The organism is Candidatus Rhabdochlamydia oedothoracis (assembly GCF_019453995.1).
GTDB classification, from domain to species: domain Bacteria; phylum Chlamydiota; class Chlamydiia; order Chlamydiales; family Rhabdochlamydiaceae; genus Rhabdochlamydia; species Rhabdochlamydia oedothoracis.
Genome location: NZ_CP075587.1, coordinates 1455823 through 1478187 on the forward strand (window position 1 = coordinate 1455823; position 22365 = coordinate 1478187).

The 22365-nt window shown below is 35.1% G+C and carries 23 protein-coding genes, 1 tRNA gene and 2 pseudogenes; 12 read left to right on the top strand and 14 right to left on the bottom strand.

All coding sequences use genetic code 11. The features are described 5' to 3' along the window. Positions 1-93: 93 nt before the first annotated feature. Together RHABOEDO_RS11565 and RHABOEDO_RS08065 are read right to left on the bottom strand one after the other, a co-directional pair. On the bottom strand, positions 94-222 hold the full coding sequence (locus RHABOEDO_RS11565; protein WP_215217007.1) for a hypothetical protein: 129 nt from the start codon (positions 220-222) through the stop codon (positions 94-96). A 322-nt stretch (positions 223-544) separates the two neighbouring features. Continuing rightward, complete coding sequence (locus tag RHABOEDO_RS08065) at positions 545-2680, bottom strand: HD family phosphohydrolase (RefSeq protein WP_215217000.1); 2136 nt, start codon at positions 2678-2680, stop codon at positions 545-547. 192 nt (positions 2681-2872) lie between these two features. Between RHABOEDO_RS08065 and dnaX the strand changes: the two genes are divergently transcribed. Both dnaX and RHABOEDO_RS08075 read left to right on the top strand, forming a co-directional pair. Beyond that, on the top strand, positions 2873-4201 hold the full coding sequence (dnaX, locus tag RHABOEDO_RS08070; protein ID WP_215217001.1) for a DNA polymerase III subunit gamma/tau: 1329 nt from the start codon (positions 2873-2875) through the stop codon (positions 4199-4201). Between the two features lie 5 nt (positions 4202-4206). Next, the gene (locus RHABOEDO_RS08075; RefSeq protein WP_215217002.1) at positions 4207-4491 is read left to right on the top strand and encodes a YbaB/EbfC family nucleoid-associated protein; all 285 of its coding nucleotides are present in this window, start codon (positions 4207-4209) and stop codon (positions 4489-4491) included. 197 nt (positions 4492-4688) lie between these two features. On the opposite strand, the gene RHABOEDO_RS11175 is transcribed toward RHABOEDO_RS08075, so the two are convergent. The 9 genes from RHABOEDO_RS11175 to hprK all read right to left on the bottom strand — a co-directional run bounded on the left by RHABOEDO_RS11175 (position 4689) and on the right by hprK (position 10224). Next, positions 4689-4817: a hypothetical protein gene (locus RHABOEDO_RS11175; protein ID WP_256439906.1), complete on the bottom strand. Its 129-nt coding sequence runs from the start codon at positions 4815-4817 to the stop codon at positions 4689-4691. Between the two features lie 21 nt (positions 4818-4838). Beyond that, positions 4839-5090 (bottom strand): transposase, encoded by a 252-nt coding sequence (locus RHABOEDO_RS08080; protein ID WP_220017528.1) that lies wholly within the window; start codon positions 5088-5090, stop codon positions 4839-4841. Positions 5091-5095: 5 nt separating this feature from the next. Beyond that, complete coding sequence (locus tag RHABOEDO_RS08085) at positions 5096-5275, bottom strand: helix-turn-helix domain-containing protein (protein ID WP_215217004.1); 180 nt, start codon at positions 5273-5275, stop codon at positions 5096-5098. Positions 5276-5297: 22 nt separating this feature from the next. After that, the gene (locus RHABOEDO_RS08090) at positions 5298-5591 is read right to left on the bottom strand and encodes a helix-turn-helix domain-containing protein (RefSeq protein WP_220017529.1); all 294 of its coding nucleotides are present in this window, start codon (positions 5589-5591) and stop codon (positions 5298-5300) included. A 99-nt stretch (positions 5592-5690) separates the two neighbouring features. After that, positions 5691-6483, bottom strand: a protein-coding gene (locus RHABOEDO_RS08095; protein ID WP_434062186.1) for an IS5 family transposase whose coding sequence is annotated in 2 segments (ribosomal slippage) — positions 5691-6218 and positions 6220-6483 — 792 coding nt in all. Because the reading frame shifts where the segments join, the coding sequence is not laid out codon by codon here. 353 nt (positions 6484-6836) lie between these two features. Then, on the bottom strand, positions 6837-7022 hold the full coding sequence (locus RHABOEDO_RS08100; RefSeq protein ID WP_215217298.1) for a DUF4277 domain-containing protein: 186 nt from the start codon (positions 7020-7022) through the stop codon (positions 6837-6839). Positions 7023-7202: 180 nt separating this feature from the next. After that, entirely contained in the window at positions 7203-9008 is a 1806-nt protein-coding gene (gene ptsP / locus RHABOEDO_RS08105; protein ID WP_215217297.1) for a phosphoenolpyruvate--protein phosphotransferase, read from the bottom strand. Further along, positions 9009-9269: an HPr family phosphocarrier protein gene (locus RHABOEDO_RS08110; RefSeq protein ID WP_245397607.1), complete on the bottom strand. Its 261-nt coding sequence runs from the start codon at positions 9267-9269 to the stop codon at positions 9009-9011. It lies immediately after the preceding gene. After that, the gene (gene hprK / locus RHABOEDO_RS08115; protein WP_215217295.1) at positions 9250-10224 is read right to left on the bottom strand and encodes an HPr(Ser) kinase/phosphatase; all 975 of its coding nucleotides are present in this window, start codon (positions 10222-10224) and stop codon (positions 9250-9252) included. Before hprK ends, RHABOEDO_RS08110 begins: the two co-directional genes overlap by 20 nt. 239 nt (positions 10225-10463) lie before the next feature. Between hprK and RHABOEDO_RS08120 the strand changes: the two genes are divergently transcribed. The 3 genes from RHABOEDO_RS08120 to RHABOEDO_RS08130 all read left to right on the top strand — a co-directional run bounded on the left by RHABOEDO_RS08120 (position 10464) and on the right by RHABOEDO_RS08130 (position 14239). Beyond that, positions 10464-11720 carry an NAD(P)/FAD-dependent oxidoreductase gene (locus RHABOEDO_RS08120; RefSeq protein WP_215217294.1) on the top strand — a complete coding sequence of 419 codons (1257 nt, stop codon included), beginning with the start codon at positions 10464-10466 and terminating at the stop codon, positions 11718-11720. A 138-nt stretch (positions 11721-11858) separates the two neighbouring features. Next, positions 11859-12455: a hypothetical protein gene (locus tag RHABOEDO_RS08125; protein WP_215217293.1), complete on the top strand. Its 597-nt coding sequence runs from the start codon at positions 11859-11861 to the stop codon at positions 12453-12455. A gap of 272 nt (positions 12456-12727) precedes the next feature. Then, positions 12728-14239, top strand: a complete 1512-nt coding sequence (locus RHABOEDO_RS08130; RefSeq protein ID WP_215217292.1) for a ComEC/Rec2 family competence protein — start codon at positions 12728-12730, stop codon at positions 14237-14239. Between the two features lie 395 nt (positions 14240-14634). Here RHABOEDO_RS08130 and RHABOEDO_RS11830 read toward each other — a convergent pair. Both RHABOEDO_RS11830 and RHABOEDO_RS08145 read right to left on the bottom strand, forming a co-directional pair. Then, positions 14635-15601, bottom strand: a pseudogene (locus RHABOEDO_RS11830) (IS30 family transposase). Positions 15602-15687: 86 nt separating this feature from the next. Beyond that, positions 15688-15828, bottom strand: coding sequence for a hypothetical protein (locus tag RHABOEDO_RS08145; protein WP_215217449.1), 141 nt, complete (start codon positions 15826-15828; stop codon positions 15688-15690). 387 nt (positions 15829-16215) lie between these two features. Between RHABOEDO_RS08145 and RHABOEDO_RS08150 the strand changes: the two genes are divergently transcribed. From RHABOEDO_RS08150 to RHABOEDO_RS08180, 7 genes and pseudogenes are all read left to right on the top strand, one after another. After that, positions 16216-16289, top strand: a tRNA-His gene (locus RHABOEDO_RS08150). 66 nt (positions 16290-16355) lie between these two features. Beyond that, positions 16356-16580, top strand: a complete 225-nt coding sequence (locus tag RHABOEDO_RS08155; protein ID WP_215217450.1) for a transposase — start codon at positions 16356-16358, stop codon at positions 16578-16580. Positions 16581-16866: 286 nt separating this feature from the next. After that, positions 16867-17286: pseudogene (locus RHABOEDO_RS08160) on the top strand (IS5 family transposase); the annotation flags it as partial. Positions 17287-17325: 39 nt separating this feature from the next. Continuing rightward, positions 17326-18105, top strand: a complete 780-nt coding sequence (locus tag RHABOEDO_RS08165) for an undecaprenyl-diphosphate phosphatase (RefSeq protein WP_215217451.1) — start codon at positions 17326-17328, stop codon at positions 18103-18105. Between the two features lie 9 nt (positions 18106-18114). Next, positions 18115-20469 (top strand): FtsK/SpoIIIE family DNA translocase, encoded by a 2355-nt coding sequence (locus RHABOEDO_RS08170; protein WP_215217452.1) that lies wholly within the window; start codon positions 18115-18117, stop codon positions 20467-20469. Next, positions 20456-20809: a hypothetical protein gene (locus RHABOEDO_RS08175; RefSeq protein WP_215217453.1), complete on the top strand. Its 354-nt coding sequence runs from the start codon at positions 20456-20458 to the stop codon at positions 20807-20809. Before RHABOEDO_RS08170 ends, RHABOEDO_RS08175 begins: the two co-directional genes overlap by 14 nt. Before the next feature lie 36 nt (positions 20810-20845). Continuing rightward, positions 20846-21094, top strand: coding sequence for a response regulator (locus RHABOEDO_RS08180; RefSeq protein WP_220017530.1), 249 nt, complete (start codon positions 20846-20848; stop codon positions 21092-21094). Positions 21095-21161: 67 nt separating this feature from the next. Here RHABOEDO_RS08180 and RHABOEDO_RS08185 read toward each other — a convergent pair whose 3' ends face one another. Beyond that, complete coding sequence (locus tag RHABOEDO_RS08185; RefSeq protein ID WP_220017531.1) at positions 21162-22172, bottom strand: IS30 family transposase; 1011 nt, start codon at positions 22170-22172, stop codon at positions 21162-21164. Between the last annotated feature and the right edge of the window lie 193 nt (positions 22173-22365).

Below are 22365 nucleotides of genomic sequence, written 5' to 3' on the forward strand. Positions count from 1 at the left end.
TAATTAGTAAAGCAGCGCCTAAATAAAGCGGCATTTTTCATAAACATCACTTGCTGCATGTCATGCATCATGAGATTTGAAATCGTCCAAAATTTATGCATCATATAAGTAAACAGGAACTAAAAAGATCACTAATAACCAAGCTCCGTAACGCGCTTTATAACCTAAAAGGATACTTAATCCCCCTACAAGAGCTAATAGTCCTGAAAAAGGAACAAGTATACTAGTTTGGCTTCAAATTAAGAATTTGAACCATATAAAAATCTTTAAGCAAAGAACAATACCTTATATGAAGGTAAAGAGATTTTTTTCAAAATACCAAGAATGTAATCCTTAATTTGAAATTAAACTAGTATAATACTTCTCTGGCGTCCTACCTTCTTAATAAGAAAAGATCCTCAGCTCCCACGTTTTTTATTTCAAGAAGAATAGATTTGTCTAATATAAGTCCACCTAGAAAAGTCCTTCTTTTCTGAGTCATATGGAAGAGAAAATAAACGCTTAAAAGTTCCTTAGACATTATATGTTTTTAAGAATCTGGAATCTAGTTTCTAGAGGGATATTTAATGCGCAGATGACGTGTAACAATTAAAGACTTAATGATCGCTCTTTTTACTTTTCCTAATTCTTCGAATGTTAATTGAGATTCATTAAATTGCCCATCCTCGGCTTTTTCGTCTATTAACTTATCAATCATATCGGTAATGGATTCTTCTGTAAGTTCTTCCATAGAACGAGAAGCTGCTTCTATTGTATCAGCAATCATAATGATTGCTGATTCTCTACTATGGGGTTTAGGGCCTGGGTAACGAAAAAGCTTTTCATTCACTTTATTCGCATCACTACCCATTTGTTCCATTTGTTTACAATAAAAATAGTAAACCATTGTTGTTCCATGATGCTCTCGAATAATATCGATAAATCCTTGCGGAAGATGGTATTTACGAGCTAATGCTTCCCCTTCTGGCACGTGAGCAATAATTACCTGCGTTGATTCCATGGGGGTGAGTAGTTGGTGGATATTAAATCCTCCAAATTGATTTTCTGTAAAATAATGAGGATTAAACAATTTGCCGATATCGTGATAGAGAGTAGCTACTCTGCAAAAAAGGCCGTTGGCGCCAATAGATCTAGCCCCCGCTTCTGCTAAATGCCCTACAACTAAACAATGCTGATATGTTCCCGGTGCTTCTAAACTCAAACGATGTAACAACTCATGATTAGGATCCATGTACTCCATTAAACTCATATCTGTTGTTATATGAAATAAGGTTTCTAAAATGGGTAATAGAGCAACCGTAAAAATAGCAATCGCGCATAAAAATACAAAACAACTCATTACATCTGGAATTAAATTAAAACCCCACAAGCCATTTCTATCTAAATTCAAGCCAATTATAGGTAGAAGAATAGATAACCAAACTTTGCCGAAAACAGAAAATATTTGCTTTCTCTTATGCAAATTATGCGTAAATAAAACTGTGGTAAGTATCGCAATAAAATTGATTAAGATAAAAGGTACATAATTTACGGCTAAAACAGCTGAAAATAAAGATAAAAGAAATAAAGAAAAGATCAAAGCTAGTTGGGTTTCAAACAAAATACATATTAATATAGAGGCAAAAGGCACTAGAATGGGAATACGGACAATTTCAATCAAATGATTTTCTTCAGATAGCAATAAATGTTCCACTAAAGAAGAAAAAATTAAAGTCAGAATAGAAACTAACACCAAAAGAGCTAATTTACGTACTGATTGTAAAATTTCATGATAGAAAATATTTAAAAATGCAATTAGTGAAATGAGCAAAGATAGTGCTATCAAAAAACTGCTTAACAATGTCTTAAAAGCCCATCGGTCTTGAGATTCTGCTAACGCATGCTTCATAGATTTCAACATTGTTAGGTGACGTTGAGAAACTCTTTCGCCTACCTTAATAATTTGACTTCCCGGTTCAATATGAGTATAGCGTGGAACAACTCGATCTTGAATACTATGTTTGATGCTGCGCTCTAGAGAAAGATCTTCTTGAAGAAGCCAAAACTGTTTAGAAAACTGTACAAGGATAAAATCAATTGCCTCTGAATTTAAATGACGAAGTTCCTTTAACCTCTCTTCTAATTTCTGCCAAAAGCGCTCAGGCACAAGCTGCTGCTCTTCTATATTTTCTTTAGCTAAAGAAAGAACAAAAATTCCTTTGGTAGGGATATCAAGCCCATGCATTTTATTTAAGGTTCGTTGATCGGTAAAATGCGCCTGAATCAAAATTTCTTCTAATCGATCCAAAACAGTATAAAGATTTTCAAAAGTGCTTTTACTTAATTTAGATCGCCAATTTGGATTTTGAATTAAAGAAAGTTCTAATTCTTTGCGATAGCTGCGAATTTGATTTTCATCTATGCGGTAGAAGGGGCTAATATCTCTTACAGCTTCCTGTTTTAGCATTCTTGTAGCTTCAAGATCTGGAAAATCAAAAGCGACTTGAGCGCTTATATAGCGAGGAGCTAGACTTCCAACTTCTGGTAAATCAATTAAAACTTCTCGGTTATTAATAAAAAAAGTCAAAGAAATGATCAAGAGTGAAAACAAGACAAGCCGCTTAACAAACTCATGGCCTTTAAACCATTTTTGCCATCCACGTAAATCTAATGAGTTTTCATCAATTTCTGCTTCTTGCATAAGGGGTTTAAGCGTTGAAAACTCCCTTTGAACTTATCTTTTCCATTATAACAGATTCTTAGCAATTAATAACTATCTTTTCTAGGGGTAAAAATTTTTTTGCAGATTCCCTTAATTTTTAAACGATCTCTTTGGCTTCTAAATGCTTTTTTTGTATGATAATAGAAGTATTGTTTATAGCTAGAGGATTTAGTGAGTATTTCTTATAGAAAATATCGACCGCAGCTTTTTGGAGATGTGCTTGGACAAGATGCAATTGTTACTACCTTAAAAAATGCTCTCTATAATTCAAGATTAGCCCATGCATATCTTTTTTGTGGGTTGCGGGGTACTGGGAAAACCTCTCTCTTACGGATTTTAGCAAAAGCGCTGAACTGCCAAAACCTTGCAGAATCTGAACCTTGTAACCAGTGTAATTCTTGTTTAGATATCTTAAACAATTGTTCTCTGGACGTATTGGAAATTGATGGAGCATCTCATAGAGGCATTGATGATATCCGTCAAATGAATGAGACAATTGGCTATGCTCCAACACACGGTAAATATAAAATATATATTATCGATGAAGTACATATGCTTACAAAAGAAGCTTTTAATGCCCTTCTTAAACCTCTTGAAGAACCTCCTTCTACTGTTAAATTCATCTTTGCTACTACAGAGCCGCATAAAGTTTTGCCAACTATTATTAGTCGCTGCCAACGGTTTGATCTTAATCGCATTTCTCCTGAATTAATTGTCAAAAAACTCAAACAAATTTTAGAAAACTTAGGAATTTCCAGTGAAGAAGAAGCTCTTTTCCTGATTTCTGAGTTATCTGATGGATCTCTACGCGACGCGGAATCTTTACTTGATCAACTCATCTGTTTTGACAACTCTTGCATTACTGTAAAAAATGCTACCTCTGCCTTTGCTTTAATTAATAAATCTATCTTTTTCAAGTTAGATAAGGCAGTAGAAGAATACGATCTTAAAGTTGCCTTTGAGCTATCTCATGATCTCTTTTCAAGTGGTAAAGACCTTTATTATTTCATTAACCAACTCCTCCAGCATTACCGTAATTTAATCCAATATAAGTTGGATCGTTTTCCTATTTGTTTATTTGGAAACCAGCACAGCAATTACAAAGCATCTGCTGCTTACTATACTTTAGAACAGTGCTTAGATGTTTTAGATTATCTGATTCATTGGCAGCAAATGATTAGTAAAATCTCTGTAAAACAAATCTTAGTTGAAACCATCTTGTTATATATCATTCGTTCTAAATACCGCATGCACTCTTCTACACTTGTGCAACGCCTTATTCAGTTAGAATCTAAATTATCTATACCAGCTATTTCTTCTTCTGAGCCATTAGATCCATTAATTAAACCAATAGAAAACATAACATCTCTACCTTCCCCCACTATTCAAGAACCAAAACCTACACCCGCATCTTTACCTTCTGCACATCAAAGCCGATATGATACCTTATTGCGATTTGCTGCTGTAGAACTAGAAGCTGTAATTAAAAAGGAGTCATAATTTATATGGGCAGTGGTTATTCAAAAGCAAAAAAACAAGCAAAGCTTATGGAACAGCAAATCGAAACAATGCGCCATGAGTTACAAAACAAAAAAGTAACAGGGACAAGCTCAGCTAATCTTGTTACAGTTGTGCTAAATGGAGAAAAAGAGCTTCTAGAAATAAACATTAAACCAGAGTGTTTAGATCCCAATGACCCTGAAGGATTGCAAGATTTAATCAAAGCAGCTTGTGAAAATGCCTATCAACAGTTATCTAGCGAATCAAGTTCTCTCCCTTTTGGTTTCTAATTTTTAAAGAACCAGTTGGTAATTTTTGCTATTTTTAATGCTAATCACCCAAAATGTGCCTATTGGGTCAATAGGAGATTACATGAAACATCAGGGCAAGAATCCTCAAAGTTAGAGTTTATAAATCAATCATTCCAGCTAAATGAAAAAATCATTTTTTTGAGTTTTTAATGACTTCGGTCTATAGTAGTGCCGATTCAAACGGCTAGCTTAATGGGATTTAAGTCAACGACTTGAAACTTGTCGTTAATCCTACATTTCAAAACATCTGTTATTTTCGGTATCTCTTCTAAGAAGAATCCTCTAATTGCCTGAAAAAAAGTCACCGACGTTTCGTAATATCGATTTTATACCGTCTTTTCCTTTAAGATCTTCCACAAGCGTTCAATAGGATTCAAATTCGGCGAATAAGGAGGGAGATAGTGCACTTTAATCCTAGAAGACATCAGAAACTCTTCTAGTTTCTTATTTTTGTTTGATCTCGCATTATCCAAAATTACATGAATAATTCGAGCCTCTGTCTGTTTTTCTAGCTTCTTGAAAAAATCGAGCATTGCATCGGCATCAACTGTCTTATATTCCTCTGTAAAAATCTTCATTCCTATCAGGCAAAATCAGGGTTTAAGGTCTCCTTTAAAGCCATATATTGTTCTATGAAAATTCGTTGTTTTTCAGGATCTAATTTCCCAGGAATCTTTTTAGGACGTTTATAAGCAAATCCGTGCTGTATTAGCCAATCTGTCATGCCACTTCGGGAATATTTTATCCCATATTGCTCATGCACATAAGCTATGATCCCTTTGACTTTAAGATAGGTCTTTTCCCTGTAGGTGTTTTAGTAGAGACTCTGTTTGGTCTTGTGAAAGTTTTGATTTGCTACCGCCTCGAGGGCTACTTCCAGTTTTATTTTCGGAATCATATTCTCTGAGGTATTCCTGAACAGTGATAGGACTTATCCGGAGTGTTTTAGCAAGATTTTTTGTTGAGATACCCTCATCATAGCCCAAAATTACACAAAGCCTATTCCGTTCAGAATAGTCTTTTGGATGCTTTAACTTGTGTTCTAAGTCAGCTCTCTGGCTAGGGGTCAGTTTTTTCATACTCAATAGCTTAACACAAAACAAAATATTTTTCTATACGATTGAATCGGAACCACTATATCCCATAGGATAAGAAGTAAACTTCTTCTTAGAGCCTGTTTAAAATCTTTTCAAAAGTAGAGCAATAAAAGCAAGAACCAACATATTCAGGCTTGTATGTAGTTTTCTTTCGCAATTTTTCCATAGCCTGCGACATTTTTCTATCCACGCAAAAGAATGCTCTACAACCCATCTTTTGGGAATAACTGTAAAAGTATGAAGTGTATTTCTTTTAGCTATTTCTAATATACATCCTAATATCTCCTGGACACTCTTTGCAAATTTTTCTCCAGAATATCCTCCATCTGCTAAAACATTTTTTACACAGAACAAATTGTTTTTATGTAGTGAAAATGCTTCTATACACCCATTTCTGTCAGTGATATTAGCAGTGGTAATGTGAATCGCATGAGGGAGCCCTTGGGTATCGACTGCTATATGTCTTTTTATTCCTGATATTTTTTTCCCTGCATCATATCCTTTCTTCTCCGCTGTATCAGTATTTTTAACACTTTGAGCATCAATAATTACAAAGCTTGTTTTCTCTTTCCGACCACTGCTTTTTCTGACCTCGCCAACCAATTTTTTTTAAAACTATTTCAAGAATACTCTTAGAACTTTTATCATCTTTTTTATTCCAAAGATGGAAATAATAATAACATAATTCCCATTTAGGATATTCTATGGGTAACATACGCCATTGGCAACCACTTTTTAAAATGTACAAAATTCCACAAAAAATATCATATAGATCAACTATTCGTGGACGTGTTTTTTTGCGTGTAGACTCAAGTATTAGATGGATTTTGCTAAATTGTTTACGAGAAATATCGCTTGGATAAGAGCGGGTCATAACTACCTCCAAAGGTTTTATGAAAACTATCATTATACCTTAATGAGAAGATTTTAAACAGGCTCTTAGACATTAATCCAACATTATATTGAAAAACAGAAACTCTCGGCTGTCTTTTTTTGATAAAGCAGCCTTTTATTGTAACAGGGGCACCATTTATGTAAAAACTTTGGTAAAGAAGAAATTCATTAGCAAAGCTAGTATCATAACACGCCTATCAAAAGATAAAGAATCATCTATAGAAAGTTCTAACTCTGCAAACTTATTATGAGCTCGCCAAACCGTCTAAAATTTTAAAGTATTTTAATCCATGAGATATGATTATTTGAGCGATATAGCTGGAAATGCTTTTGTTAAGATAGGAATCTATAGATGATCATAGCCAACGCTGCTATTCCCGGACTAACTTTTCTTTGAGGGCCTGATAGCATACGATTGTCAATCCTTTCAGCAATTTTTAAGTCCTGACAAATGGCAGCCACTAAGCCATGATGGTCCATTACTGTCGTTTGAATTTCTCCTTCTGAAACCTCTACCATAACGCACTTCTTTGTTCAAAAAAGACATAATAGCATAAAAGGCTTAGCTAATTCCAAAAATATATGCTAGGGGGTAGGAATGTAGGATGGAAACATCTTTTTTAGATCAAAAGCCTGCCAAATAAGCCTATCAGATGCCAATCGATAGGTACAGAAATCGGAGAAAGGGGTCTAATATATTCACGATCTATTTTTTGCATAAAGATTGCTGCTCAAATATGCAGGAATATGTATAGAACTGAGATAATTTTGTAAGATCTCAAAAATTTGTGCTGATGAATCCATTTCCAATATTGTTTGTGCTAGAATAGCTGCATCTTTAAGGTGAATTTGTTTAATTACATATCTAATAGCTGGAATATAGCGAGGAGAACAGGAAAAGATTTTCAATCCTAATCCCATTAATAGAGCAACAAAGAGAGGGTTAGAAGCAATCTCTCCACAAATGGAAACATCTTTTTTATTTTGTATAGCCTCAGAAATAACCATTTTAATCATGCGGATAATACTCGGATGAATAGAATAATTAAAACCGCTTTCTACATAATCACTCCGATCTATTCCTAAGCTATATTGTATAAGATCATTGGTCCCAATAGATAAGAAATCGCAATTTTTTGCTAAAGCACCAGAAATGAATACAGCCGATGGGATTTCAATCATACATCCTAAAGGTAGATTTGATTTATATAATGCCCCTTCTTGAGATAGCTCTTGAGACACTTGTTCTATCAAAATACGCGATTCTTCTAATTCGATAAGATCGCTGATTAAAGGTAATAAAATGCGTACATTTCCATAATATGCTACTCGTAAAATAGCTCTTAATTGCACACGGAAAATATCTTTATGTAAAAGAAGAAAACGAATACCTCGATATTTGGATACAGTATTATCTGTGTTAAAAGAGTGTAAAAACTGTGGAATTTTATCTCCTCCAATATCAAAAACACGAATAGTTACTGGCATATCGGCGGCTTTCTGAATAATTTTCGAATAAAACTCATATTGATGTTCTTCTGAAAAAGAAAAATGATCGTTTTGGAAGAAAAGATATTCTGTTCGAAACAAACCAATCCCTTTGGATCCAAGCTTTGTCAACTGTTCGACATCATGTAGATGACCTACATTTGCTAATACTTCTACAGATTGTCCATCCTTTGTTCGTAAAACAGAATCTGTATTCACATGAATTTTCTTAATCCATTTCTGTAAATTATTTCTGCGGTTCTGATATTCTGCTAAAGTTTTATCGTTAGGATTTAAAATAACTTCCCCACTATATCCATCTACAATAACGCATTGGATTAAGCATAAGCGCAGATTATTTAAATTAATACAAGTCACATAAGGAATTCCTTTCGATCTAGCAATAAGTGCTGCGTGTGAACTAGTTCCTCCTTCTTCTGTAACAAAAGCAATCACAAGAGGATAATCAGCAACTGCTGCATGAGAAGGAATTAAATCTTTTGCAAAAATGATAGACTCAGCCGGAACATTAAGCCAAGGAGCTTGCTCTTGAAAACAAAGATGCCTAAGAACTCTTTTCGCTAAGTCCATTATATCAACCCATCTATCTTGAAAAAGGTTATCCTTTATACAAGAAAAACGAATCTCATATTCTGTAATTACAGAATGAAAAACCGCTTCGATATTTTGCAGCATATTCCGAATCTTTTCTTCTACTTGAGTGGTTAAACAGGGATCTCCCAAAATTTGGATTTGCGTATCAATAATAGTAGCGGCTTCTTTGGAACCTTTATAGGTTAAATATTTGGAAAGTTTTTTAAGATCTTCACTGCTGCACCTTAAAGCTATGTGATAACGTTGGATCTCTTGATCAACTTCATTTAATGTAATAGGGAAATTAGGAATGGGTTTGTCTATATTTTCTAGAAAAAAGGGATGACCTATTGCAATTCCTTCGCTAACCGAATAACCTTGAATCCGAGTTTCTTGGGTTTTGTCTTCTTGTTTTTTGGACATTTACTGCTCTCCAAAATGATTCTCAAATCCATTAACTAGCTTTTCCATAGTTTCTTGAGCATCATCTCCTTCCACCAAGATAGTAATCAAAGAGTTTTTTGTTGCAGCTAACATCAAAATGCTCATGATACTCCGTGCATTAATTGTTTCTTTGCGATAGGTAAAAGAAACAGCAGACTTTGTCCCTTGCAGTAATCTAACAATTCCGGTAGCTGGTCTAGCATGCAATCCCATTGCATTTTTAACCCTCACTTTGCGCATGACCTTCACAGATTTTAGCCCTCTTACTCTGTTTTCTAGAAATACTTTCCAATAACTTAGCATTGAATTCCCGAGCAGAATGATACCCCATCTCTTTTAATCTTTGATTCAAAACAATGGTTTCAATCAGCAAAACAATATCTCGACCTTGCTTAACGGGAATCACGTGAAAAGGAACTTTGATTCCAAGAATATCATAATATTTTTCATCTAAACCCACTCGATCATAAAATCTACGCTCATCCCACTCTTCTAGCTTTATAATGAGATCGATTGTTTTCTCATCTCTTACACATACCGCTCCATATAGGTGGGCTACATTAATAATGCCAATTCCTCGAATTTCAAGTAAGTGACGGGTTAATTCAGGGCCTGATCCTTGAAGATAAGATCCTTTTCGCAGACGAATACGCACAACATCATCGGAAATTAAACGATGCCCTCTTTCAATAAGGCCTAAAGCAGCTTCGCTTTTACCTACCGAGGAATCGCCTTGTATCAATATGCCTACTCCAAAAGCTTCTACTAAAGTTCCATGGCAGCTCATGGTTAACGAGAACTCTTCATTGAGTATTAATGTCATTTTACTAACTAAGCTCATGGTGGAACCTTGAGCTTGAAACAAAGGAATTTTCACTTCTGCGCAAATACGCACCAGTTCTTTTAAAGGCGTATAACGACCAGCTAAAATAACAGCGGGGGTTTGGGGAGTTAGAATTGCTTGTAATCTACTTAATCGTAGTTTTTTGTCGAGATCTCTAAGATAGCGCGCTTCAACGTTACCAAACACTAAGATTCTTTGACTGGCATAATTCTTTAGATATCCGGATAAGCTAAGGCCTGGACGATGTACTTCTGGTACTTTAATTTGACGATTTAAACCCGGTTCTCCTGCAATTAATTTTAATCCAAGCTGTGGTCCATATTTTTGGAAAAGATCTTGAACACAATACATGTAGTAACTTAAGGTAAATGCGAATCGCTGCTTTAACGGATTTTTCAGCTTTAGCGCAATATGGTGTTAAAATTTTTATTTTTGTATTTTAAAGTGATTTTATTGAGAAGTAGGCTTTCTTGCAAATCAAAAAGAAATATATTCTCTCGATAAAAGAATCTTGCAAAGATTTTACTTTTCCTCTTATTTAAATAAAAACAAGAAGATTAATTTCATAATAATAAAACTAAAGTAATTTTATGACTAAAAGCAGATTAATTATTATTGGTGGAGGCTTTGGAGGATTAAATGCCGCTAAAGCTTTAAAAAAAGCTAATGTAGATATTTTATTAATCGATAAAATGAACTACCACCTATTTCAACCTCTTTTATACGAAGTGGCTACAGCGGCTCTATCGCCGGGAGAAATCGCAACACCTCTAAGAGAAATTCTTAGAAACCAAGAAAATGTTTCTGTAATTATGGGCGAGGTAACTGATATCAATACCGCGCAAAAACAAGTGATTCTTTCTAATCAAGCATGGTTTGGATATGATTATTTAATCATTGCAACTGGAGCTCGTCACAGCTACTTTGGCAATGATCAATGGGAAGCATTCGCTCCTGGTTTAAAAACCATTCCCGATGCTTTAAATATTCGCGAGCAAATCTTAATCTCTTTTGAAAAAGCAGAAAGAGCGGATTTTGGATCCATTTTGCCTTATTTAACATTTGTAATTATTGGAGGAGGACCTACTGGAGTAGAAATGGCAGGCGCTATTGCTGAAATTGCTTACAAAACCATGTTTAAAAACTTTCGTAAAATTAATCCAGAGAAAGCACAGATTTTTTTAATAGAAGCATGCCCTAATATCCTACCTAGTTATCCTGAAAGATTATCCAAACGTGCTAAAAAAGACCTTGAAAAACTCGGAGTTCGAGTACTTAATAACACAAAAGTAACCAATATTGATGACTCAGGCGTTCAAATAGCAGACACGTTTATCGCTTCAAAAAACATCATTTGGGCAGCTGGCAATCAAGCATCCAAATTACTCAACTGCTTAAATACTCCCCTAGATCGTGCAGGTCGTGTGATTGTTGAACCTGATTTAACCCTGTCTAACTTGCCAGAAGTATTTGTCATCGGAGATGCTGCACATATGGAATACAAAGACAAGCTTCTTCCTGGGATTGCACCTGTAGCTATTCAACAAGGGCGCTATGTAGCAAAAACCATTATCCGCGACCTAGATAAAAAAAATAGAAAACCTTTTAAGTATTTTGATAAAGGGAGCATGGCTACTATTGGAAAAGCCAAAGCCATTGCTTTTATTGGTAAACTCCAATTTACCGGCTTTATCGCCTGGCTTATATGGGCTTTTATTCACCTTATCTATCTCATTGGGTTCCGTGACCGCTTTATCGTACTAATTGAGTGGGTAATGACCTTGATTTCTGGTAAAAGAGGGGTACGACTCATCTACAGCCGTTCTATAGATGAAATAAAAGAATAGATCTAGATGTTTTTTAAACAACGGTTTTCCATACTGTCAATTTATTTAGTTCCATTACGTTCTTATTTAAACTATATTTTAATAAAAACATACTTATAAGTCTAAAAATCATGATAAAATAATTTACTAAGGAGATTTATGACATCAGCGGTAAAATTTCACTCAGTTCCACAAAACTCATACACAGTAACCGTCGATTTATCACCTTCAACATCTAATCATTCTTGCTTAACACGAAGGAATATTGTAATTGGATGTGCTACTGGCGTTGGAATCGCAGCAATAGCTGCGGTTACTGCATGTTATTTTGAGGCTGGTAAAGATGCTGAATCTTTATGCCTTAACGAAAACCGGAATTTTATTTGTGAAACTGCAGAAGGTAATATCATCGCAGGTGAAATTTTCGATTTATCTAAACAGGTTAGAGGAAATTTTTCTAATTGTGAAAATGCTTTTAATAATCTCTTTAATAAAGATCTTTGTCGTTTGTTTAGTCTTAGAGATTTTTTTTATGATTGCTTTGATGTAGCTCAATCTTGCGCACAATCAATTTGCTCGTCATGTTATGAAGCTGCAGATTTGGCACAAGCATGTTTAGAATACATTCCCAATATTAAGAAAAAACGCGCCGAAAATGGTACTATCTACTGTTCACATGAAATTTTGAATCAGTCAATAAACTTGCAGGATTCAGAAAAATTACCGCCCTTACTGGAGTCATATGAATATTCTTAATTTTAGCAAACAACTCAGTGCTTCTTAATAGAAGCACTATTGTTTTTTAGTTTCTAATCTATCTTTATTCTTTTTCAACCAAAATCTGAAAGCTTTTTCTACAAGTATTTCTTATACAAACTGTATAAAATCAGGCTTTAGAAAAATCTCGTGGGAAATAGTAAAAAATAAGCTCTAGATAATAGGACTTTATTGTTATATTGGCTTTGTAAAAAAATTATGAGAAAAGCCAAGGGTTTGGAAAATATCATCCAAAAGAGTTATTTCCTAAGATGCTTTCAAATACATGCCAAGCTTACTATAACTTTTGGCTAAAACACCCTGCGCTTCTTACAGGGATTTCTCTCTTAATGGGAAGCGCTTGTTATTTAAGCTTCCAGTCCTATTATCTGGTAGTTTTAGCAGTTCTTATTCTTCCCATAACTAAAAATCTGAAGCTTTTTTGTTTAGCAATTATCGCTATTCTAATTGGTTTTGTATCTATCTTATTCCGCTATCCTGAATTAACACTTGCTTCTGAAAAGATTTCAGGAGTAGGTAAGTTCAAACCCCAATTGATTAAAATGGTCTCTTCTCCTTTTTATCGTTCTTTGCTCTATCAGGGAACATTAATCGATTTTCAAACGAAAGAACAAACCTATCATAATATCCCTTGTTCTATTTACTTGCCCATTTACGGTAAAAGGCCTATTTGTAATGCGATTTATGAAATAGAAGGCAATCTACAGCAAAAATCTTCTCACCTTTTTGTCTTAAAACCAACGAAGAAAAAAACTTGGAAGAGGGTAGCTCCTTTTTTAAGTCTCATTGAATGGCGCTTCTCGGCTAAACAGCTAATCTCCAAATACATCCATAAGCAGGTATCGGATCGAAAAACAGCTGTTTTTTTAAGTGCTTTGGTTACTGGGCAAATCGATGAGAGATTATTAACGATGCAGTTTGGTAAGTTAGGTCTACAACATTTACTTGTCATTTCAGGTTTTCATTTTGCACTATTAGCTTATTTGCTGAAAAGTATGTTTAACTGTTTACTTCCTTACAAGACAACTGCTTTGACGACTCTTTTATGCCTTAGCTTCTATTATGTTTTTCTAGGAGATTCTCCTTCTATTCAAAGAGCGTATATTGCAATTGCTACCCTTTTAATGGGAGAATTAATTGGTTATCCCTCTTCTGGACTCAATACTATTGGTTTAGGATTGATTGTTGAGCTATATGCATTGCCTTTGAACATTTTAGAACTGGGGTTTCAACTTACCTTTCTTTGTACTTTAGCTATCCTTTTATTGTACCAACCAACAGAACATCTATTGAGCTATTTTTTACCCAAACGCACCGAAAAAGAACTCAAGGAGATGCCCCTTATAGATAAATATGCCTACAGTATTTTGCACCTCTTGCGCAGTTCTTTTTCGGTAAATATCGCAGTTCACATTGCAACCGTTCCCTTACTGCTCTATCTGTTTCACCAATTTCCCTTGCTTAGCATTGCTTACAATCTTTTCTTTCCCTATTGTGCAGCTCTTTCTTGTATTTTACTATTTCCTAGCCTTATTTTGTATTTTATACCTAAGGCATGTTCTTTTGTATTCAAGATCAATGAGCTTTTTTCCACAGCTATTTTACATATCACATCCTATCCTCCCATAAAGCTACAGTTTAGTCTACGCACAGATGTGATAACTCCCAATATGCTCGGTTTATATCTAACAGTGCTTTTTTTTGGAGCGATTGCTTTTCATGAAAAAGCTTCTTTGCAAAAGGCTTCAAATCCTATCTTTTAAAGAAAGTGGTTCTGCTTTGATGAAGATAGAGCGTTTCTTTAAATGAGCTCTAGTGGACTCAATGGATTTAACTGATTTAGTAGACTGCATATCTAGGCTGAATTTCGGGTTAGATTTCTTTATCAATTTTTTATATTTCCCAGGTAATTCTTTATAGATTTTTTTATTGTTTATTTGGGTTTTTGAACTTTCTTTATCTTTAGTAACCTCAGTTTTGGGTTTTATTCAATAAATAATCCCAAATTACTCTACACAAGAAATATTTCTAAGTTAATAATTATAAACAACTAATACTATATGTATCTATCTATAAGTCACCTGTTTCTTTGTATTTCATTTGGCCCTTTCAACCTCGAAGTGCACAAAAAAGAACATATAAATACTTGAAAAAACATCTATTGTGCACCCGAGCATAGCATGTTTGTAGATAATCTCCTAAACGCTTCTAGTGGAGTTTCGAAGTTGAGAGCCTTTCTAGGTCTGTTATTTAGTATAAGTTTCCACCCTTTCCATATCCTTGGAAGTCGTATCTAAAAAGCTTTGTGTTTTAGGAAAATATTGCCTAACTAGTCCGTTTGTATGCTCATTTAAGCCTCTTTCCCAAGAATGGTAGGGCGTTGCAAAGTAGAAGTCTGTCTCTAGCTCGAAACTAACCATTTGGTGATAGGCAAATTCTTTTCCGTTGTCTGCTGTTAATGTGTGTACAAAATCTTTGATAGGTTTAAGTTGTTCAATTAACGCTTGACTTACTTCCTCTGCGGTTTTATGAGAAACTTTGGCGAGCTTAGTTAGCTTGGAAGTTCTTTCTACCATTGATATAATTGCGCCTTTATGTCCTGCCCCTATGACTGTATCTAGTTCCCAGTCTCCTAAACGAGTCTTTTTTTCTACAATACAAGGCCGTTGCTTAATATCTATACGACCAGGGATGTTCCCTCTTCCAGAAGTTCCCTTTCTCTGCTTGTTATATTTTTTCCCTCGATGACGGAGCTCTCTATAAAGCTGTCCTCCCTGTCGTTTATCTTTCCAGATATGATTATAGATGGTCTCATGACTAACATGTTCTTTACCATGTCTTTTAAGCCATCCGGATATTTGTATAGGGCTTCATTGCAACTTGATTTTTTCTTCAATACTGGTAACTATTTGAGGAGTCATTTTTTTATTGGGCTGAGAATTTTTTCTAAGAAATGCTTTTTCTTGAGCTTGCTGATGACGGTATCCTCGTTGCCCTTTATTTCTCTTAAGTTCCCTACTAATAGTGCTATGATGAACTTTTAGAATGCTTGCTATTGAGCTAGATGTATCGCCTCTAGCTTTTAAAATAGACTTCTTTCGAAATTCCTCAAAGCAACTCCAAATTGTGAATTTAGGCAATTTAAAGAGATTTAAGATTATAAGCGATAGATACAGAAATCGGAGAAAGAGGTTTGGTTTGTGATTTAATCTTATCGCAGGGATTCACAATTTGGAGTTGCTTTGAGGAATTTCGAAAGAAGTCTAATATAAATCTGACATCTTTGGTCATAGGTTAGGTGATGGTAGCCTTTAGGCAAGGTCTCTCCTTGTATTTGATTGTTAAAAATCACAATAGAGATTCTTTCATCGCCTGCCTATTCTTTTTTTTAATTCTTCTGTGCACTTCAAACTTGAAAAGACTGATTCTTTCATCGCCTGCCTATTCTTTTTTTAATTCTTCTGTGCACTTCAAACTTGAAAAGACTTCCTCTTAACAATAAGTTCTAAAACACAATAGATTTTTTACTTATATTAAGTATTTAAAAAAATACTCTTTTATAATTAAGCGTAATTAATTATTAAAATAAATTCAAATTAAATTTTAAACTAAAAATTATTTTTTTATTTATTGTTAACATGTATTCACTACACTCTTTAATAGGGCGCATTCCGTCTTATTTTTATCGAAGTAATTTGACGCAAAAAAACTTTTAAGATAAAATGATTCGCTTATTGTGGCGGTCGTAGCTCAGCTGGTTAGAGCACTGGATTGTGGTTCCAGATGTCGCGGGTTCGAGCCCCGTCGATCGCCCAAATTCTTACTATCTCCTGTTCAATTATGCTAAGAGCCTGTTTAAAATCTTTTCAGTAAGGCATAATGATAGTTTTCATAAAACCTTTGGAGGTAATTATGACCCGCTCTTATCCAAGCGATATCTCGCGTAACCAATTTAGCAAAATCCATCTAATACTTGAGTCTACACGCAAAAAAACACGTCCACGAATAGTTAATCTATATGATATTTTTTGTCGGGTTTTGTACATTTTAAAAAGTGGTTGCCGGTGGCGTATGTTACCCATAGAATATCCTAAATGGGAATGATGTGATTATTATTTCCCTCTTTGGAATAAAAAAGATCATAAAAATTCTAAGAGTATTCTTGAAATAGTTTTAAAAAAAATTAGTTGGCGAGGTCAGAAAAAGCAGTGGTCGGAAAGAGAAAACAAGCTTTGTAATTATTGATGCTCAAAGTGTTAAAAACATTGCATAACTGGGTTTTTTGAAAAAACTGCTCTATCTTGCAAGAAGATGTTATCCTTTGTATAAAAATGTTTATACATTCAACCTCTTAATTTGAATGCAAACGAGTATACAGTGGAGAAGATAAGGACATGATGCAGGGAAAAAAATATCAGGAATAAAAAGACATATAGCAGTCGATACCCAAGGGCTTCCTCATGCGATTCACATTACCACCGCTAATATCACTGACAGAAATGGGTGTATAGAAGCATTTTCACTACATAAAAACCATTTTTTCGGTGTAAAAAATGTTTTAGCAGATAGAGGATATTCTGGAGAAAGATTTGCAAAGAGTGCGCAGGAAATATTAGGATGTATAGTAGAAATAGCCAAAAGAAATGCACTTCATACTTTTACAGTTATTCCTAGAAGATGGGTTGTAGAGCGTTCTTTTGCGTGGATAGAAAAATGTCGCAGGCTATGGAAAAATTGCGAAAGATAAATACATACAAGCCTGAATATGGTGGTTCTTGCTTTTATTGCTCTACTTTTGAAAAGATTTTAAACAGGCTCTAAGTTAAATTTGTAGGCTAAGGAGATTTTCATGTCTTTATTAGAAGCTTTTTTGTTAGGTCTAATACAAGGGTTAACTGAATTTTTTCCGGTTAGCTCTTCAGCACATCTTACATTATTTAAATTGATGCTTGGTATCCAAGACACAGAAACCCAAGTTATTTTAAGTCTTTTCTGCCATTTAGGCACTCTCTTAGCTGTGATTGTTTTCTTAAAACAAGATATTCTAACCATTTTGCGAACGGACCGTAAAAAAGCTCTTTTGCTTTTTTTAGCAATAATTCCTCTTATTCCTTGCTATTTACTGGTTAAACCATTTAAAGATTGGGTTTTTAATCCCAACTTTCTTGGGTTTGGTTTAATGTTTACAGGCTTTGTTTTACTGATAGGTCATTTTTGGCGTTTAAAAATACCCATTGAATCTTCTTTGAAAAAACGCGTACATGATGCTCTCTACATTGGAGCCTTGCAATCCATTGCTTTAATTCCTGGTGTATCGCGTAGCGCTTCTACTATTTGTTGTGCTCGTGTTTTAGGATGGGAAACAAGCGATGCAGTACGCTTTTCTTTTTTACTCTCTATTCCTACTATTATCGGCGGTAACTGTTTAGAGCTTTTTCAAATAACTATATGCGATGCTCCTAAAGATTTCTCCCTGATGGCTTGTATAGTGGGATTTATCACTTCTTGCCTAGTTGGGTTGCTTGTTATTCGCTTTGCCTTTTCTATCCTAGAAAAAGGAAATTTTAAACCCTTTGCTTGGTATTGTCTTATTCTTGGCTTTTGCAGCGCAATTTATTTAAACTATTAGGAGTTGATAGTGAATAAAAATACATCTTTTGAAAAAAAATCTAAAGTAGTACATCCAGAAGCAAGAGGATTGATCTTATTAGCACTTACTGTGATTGTTTTACTAAGTTTGATCAGTTTTCGATTCGATGCTCCTCATCAGAATTGGTTAGGTCTCATTGGTTGGGGATTGGGATTTGGTTTTAATTATCTTTTTGGAATAAGCAGCTATCTCATTGCTGGTTTTGGTTTGTGGCTTGGATGGAAGTTGATCCTCAATCAAAAACCTATATATATGCTATCTAAGCTTTTTTGCTTCCTGATTCTGTGTTTTTCTTGTTGTTTTTTACTAAATTTACTAGCAGAGAATAAATGGACTTACACTCAGTTGTTTGAAAACAGGGTGTATACCGAATCATATTTTTTCGAACTCCCCTATCCTTATTCTACCCTTCGATATAATTTGGGAGGAGTTCCTTTGTACTATCTATATAAGGACATCCCTACATTTAATTTACAGCATATGCTAAGCGATGTAGGAATCTTTATTACTTTCTTTATAACAGCTTGCGTATCTTTTTTGTTCTTAATGGAAATTGAATTGCTTGCCATTGGCAGAAAACTTAAATCTTTCACCTTATTTCTAAAGAATAAACTCCTTAACAAAATCTCTCAAAAAAAAACACTTCCCACGATTAAAAGCGCTTCTGAAATTGAGCGTTTACTTTCACAGCGCTCCATAGCTCCTCCTTATTTACACACAAAACCTCAAGAAAGGCCGGAAAAGGAGATAAAAATTCGCACGATGGCGGATATTGAGCCTGTTAAAAAAAAACAGCCCATAGAAACTAAACTCAGCAAACGGCAACTAGCGCTTAATGCACAATGTGTTGTCAAAGGAGATTATACAACATATCAAGTCCCTCCTGCCTCTTTATTGAATCACCCTAAAAAAGTAGATCAACCACTTCTAAAAAAAGAATTAAAAAAACAAGCCGAGGTACTTCAAGATACTTTAATGAGTTTTGGGATCGAAGCTAAAGTCGGTGAAATCAACTGCGGCCCCACTATTACCTCTTTTGAAGTACATCCAGCTATTGGAGTAAAAGTACAAAAGATCAAAACGCTAGAAAATGATATCGCTCTCAATCTACAAGCTAAATCCATCCGCATTATTGCTCCTATTCCAGGTAAGGCAGCAGTAGGGGTAGAAGTCCCTTCTATTTATCCTCAAGAGGTGAGTTTTAAAGAGCTGCTAACCCAATATCAAAGCCATGTACGTAAAATGATGGTTCCTCTTTTGCTAGGTAAAACAGTCTCAGGAGATAGCGTAATTAGCGATTTAAGTAAAATGCCTCACTGTCTAATTGCAGGGGCAACAGGTTCGGGAAAATCCGTTTGCGTAAATACTCTGATCATGTCCATTCTTATGAATGCACGCCCTGATGAAATCAAGTTAGTCATGATCGATCCTAAAAAAGTAGAGTTAACCCCCTATACTAATCTACCTCATATGTTAGCACCTGTTATTACAGAACCCCATGGAGCTTATGCAGCTTTGAGTTGGCTTGTAAAAGAGATGCAAACCCGCTACGATATTTTAAAGCAATTAGGAGTACGTAACATCACAGCTTTTAATAATAGGCAGATCAATCAAGAATTAGAAAGTTCTTTGAATATTCCTATCCCTGCTAAAATGTATGCAATTGTAGCTATTATTGATGAGTTTGCTGATCTTATAATGGCCTCTAGCTCTGATTTAGAAACTCCCATTGCTCGTATTGCCCAAATGGCTCGTGCAGTGGGCATACATCTTATATTAGCAACACAAAGACCATCTAGAGAAGTGATTACAGGTCTTATTAAAGCAAATTTTCCTACTCGAATCGCTTTTAAAGTAGCTAGTCGGATTAACTCGCAAATCATTCTAGATGACGTAGGAGCAGAAAGTCTTTTAGGAAATGGCGATATGCTTTTTTTACCCCCCGGTACATCTACCTTAATTCGTTCTCAGGGAGTATATATTAGCGATGAAGAGATCAATCGAGTCGTCTCTTTTATATGCAATCAAAGCCCTCCGAATTATTTGATAGAATCTTTTGACAAAATGCGTTTTGAAGATCTATCTTCTGAAGAAGGGGCAGAAAGCGGTCCTCGTGATATGCTCTATGAACAAGCGCTTAACCTAGTTATAGAAACAGGAATGGCATCGACAACTTTTCTGCAACGCAAATTGAAAATTGGCTATGCAAGAGCTGCCTCTTTAATGGATGAACTAGAGAGCAAAAAAGTGATTAGCTCGCAAGAAGGAGCAAAACCTAGAAGGATTTTAGTGGATCCTAAAGATTCCTTGCTTAAACCAAATAAGGTAAATGATACAGAATAACACTCCTGACGAGGATACAATCCATCCCGATATTCCACTATTGCCCGGTTTAAAGTTCATGGGATACATCCTCTATGGATTTGCTTGTATTACTCTATCTATAGCCATTTTTGCACCTAAATCGAATTCTATTTACACCGAGCTTGCAGAAGATAACTTAACAACTCCTCAAGAAATGGAGCAAGGCTCGGGTTTAAGTCTTCTTACAGAAGATGAATCTCTTTTAGAGCTTGATCCCAGAGAGGTTTTTAACTTTTTCTATGTGAGCGCATTATTTGCTTTAGTAGGAACTTCTTGCTTTTGGCTCTTTTATAAAAAGAAGAAAAATCTACAGGTTTAATCATTAATGAACAGAAAAGAGTCTAAAAAAATTCTTTTGGCTGATTCTGATCGAAAATTACATCAACGTATTAAACAAGCTAAAGAAGCAGCGCAATATCATTTCGAATTCGCAGCTTCTGGAACAGAAGTTTTGAAAAAAATGCCTCATTTTCAACCCGATCTAGTGGTTGTAGAGCTCGTGCTACCCCATATTCACGGAATCGAAGGGCCCTTTCAACCTCGAATTGCACAAAAAAGAACATATAAATACTTGAAAAAACATCTATTGTGCACCCGAGCATAGCATGTTTGTAGATAATCTCCTAAACACTTCTAGTGGAGTTTCGAAGTTGAGAGCCTTTCTAGGTCTGTTATTTAGTATAAGTTTCCACCCTTTCCATATCCTTGGAAGTCGTATCTAAAAAGCTTTGTGTTTTAGGAAAATATTGCCTAACTAGTCCGTTTGTGTGCTCATTTAAGCCTCTTTCCCAAGAATGGTAGGGCGTTGCAAAGTAGAAGTCTGTCTCTAGCTCGAAACTAACCATTTGGTGATAGGCAAATTCTTTTCCATTGTCTGCTGTTAATGTGTGTACAAAATCTTTGATAGGTTTAAGTTGTTCTATTAACGCTAGACTTACTTCCTCTGCAGTTTTATGAGAAACTTTGGCGAGCTTGGAAGTTCTTTCTACCATTGATATAATTGCGCCTTTATGTCCTGCCCCTATGACTGTATCTAGTTCCCAGTCTCCTAAACGAGTCTTTTTTTCTACAATACAAGGCCGTTGCTTAATATCTATACGACCAGGGATGTTCCCTCTTCCAGAAGTTCCCTTTCTCTGCTTGTTATATTTTTTCCCTCGATGACGGAGCTCTCTATAAAGCTGTCCTCCCTGTCGTTTATCTTTCCAGATATGATTATAGATGGTCTCATGACTAACATGTTCTTTACCATGTCTTTTAAGCCATCCGGATATTTGTATAGGGCTCCATTGCAACTTGATTTTTTCTTCAATACTGGTAACTATTTGAGGAGTCATTTTTTTATTGGGCTGAGAATTTTTTCTAAGATGTTTAGTCCCAAAGTATAATGGTGTATATAGTGGTTCCGATTCAATCGTATAGAAAAATATTTGTTGGTCTTGTGAAAGTTTTGATTTGCTACCGCCTCGAGGGCTACTTCCAGTTTTATTTTCGGAATCATATTCTCTGAGGTATTCCTGAACAGTGATAGGGCTTATCCGGAGTGTTTTAGCAAGATTTTTTGTTGAGATACTCTCATTATAGCCCAAAATTACACAAAGCCTATTCCGTTCAGAATAGTCTTTTGGATGCTTTAACTTGTGTTCTAAGTCAGCTCTCTGGCTAGGGGTCGGTTTTTTCATGCTCAATAGCTTAACACAAAACAAATATTTTTCTATACGATTGAATCGGAACCACTATATACAGACACCTCTCATTGGATTGTGACTCATCATGATCCTATGCATACAGATGAAAATTTATTGCATAAAATTCAAACTGCATCGAGATGTCTTAATCGATTGTAATACAGATTGTCATTTTGAAATGGCCTTT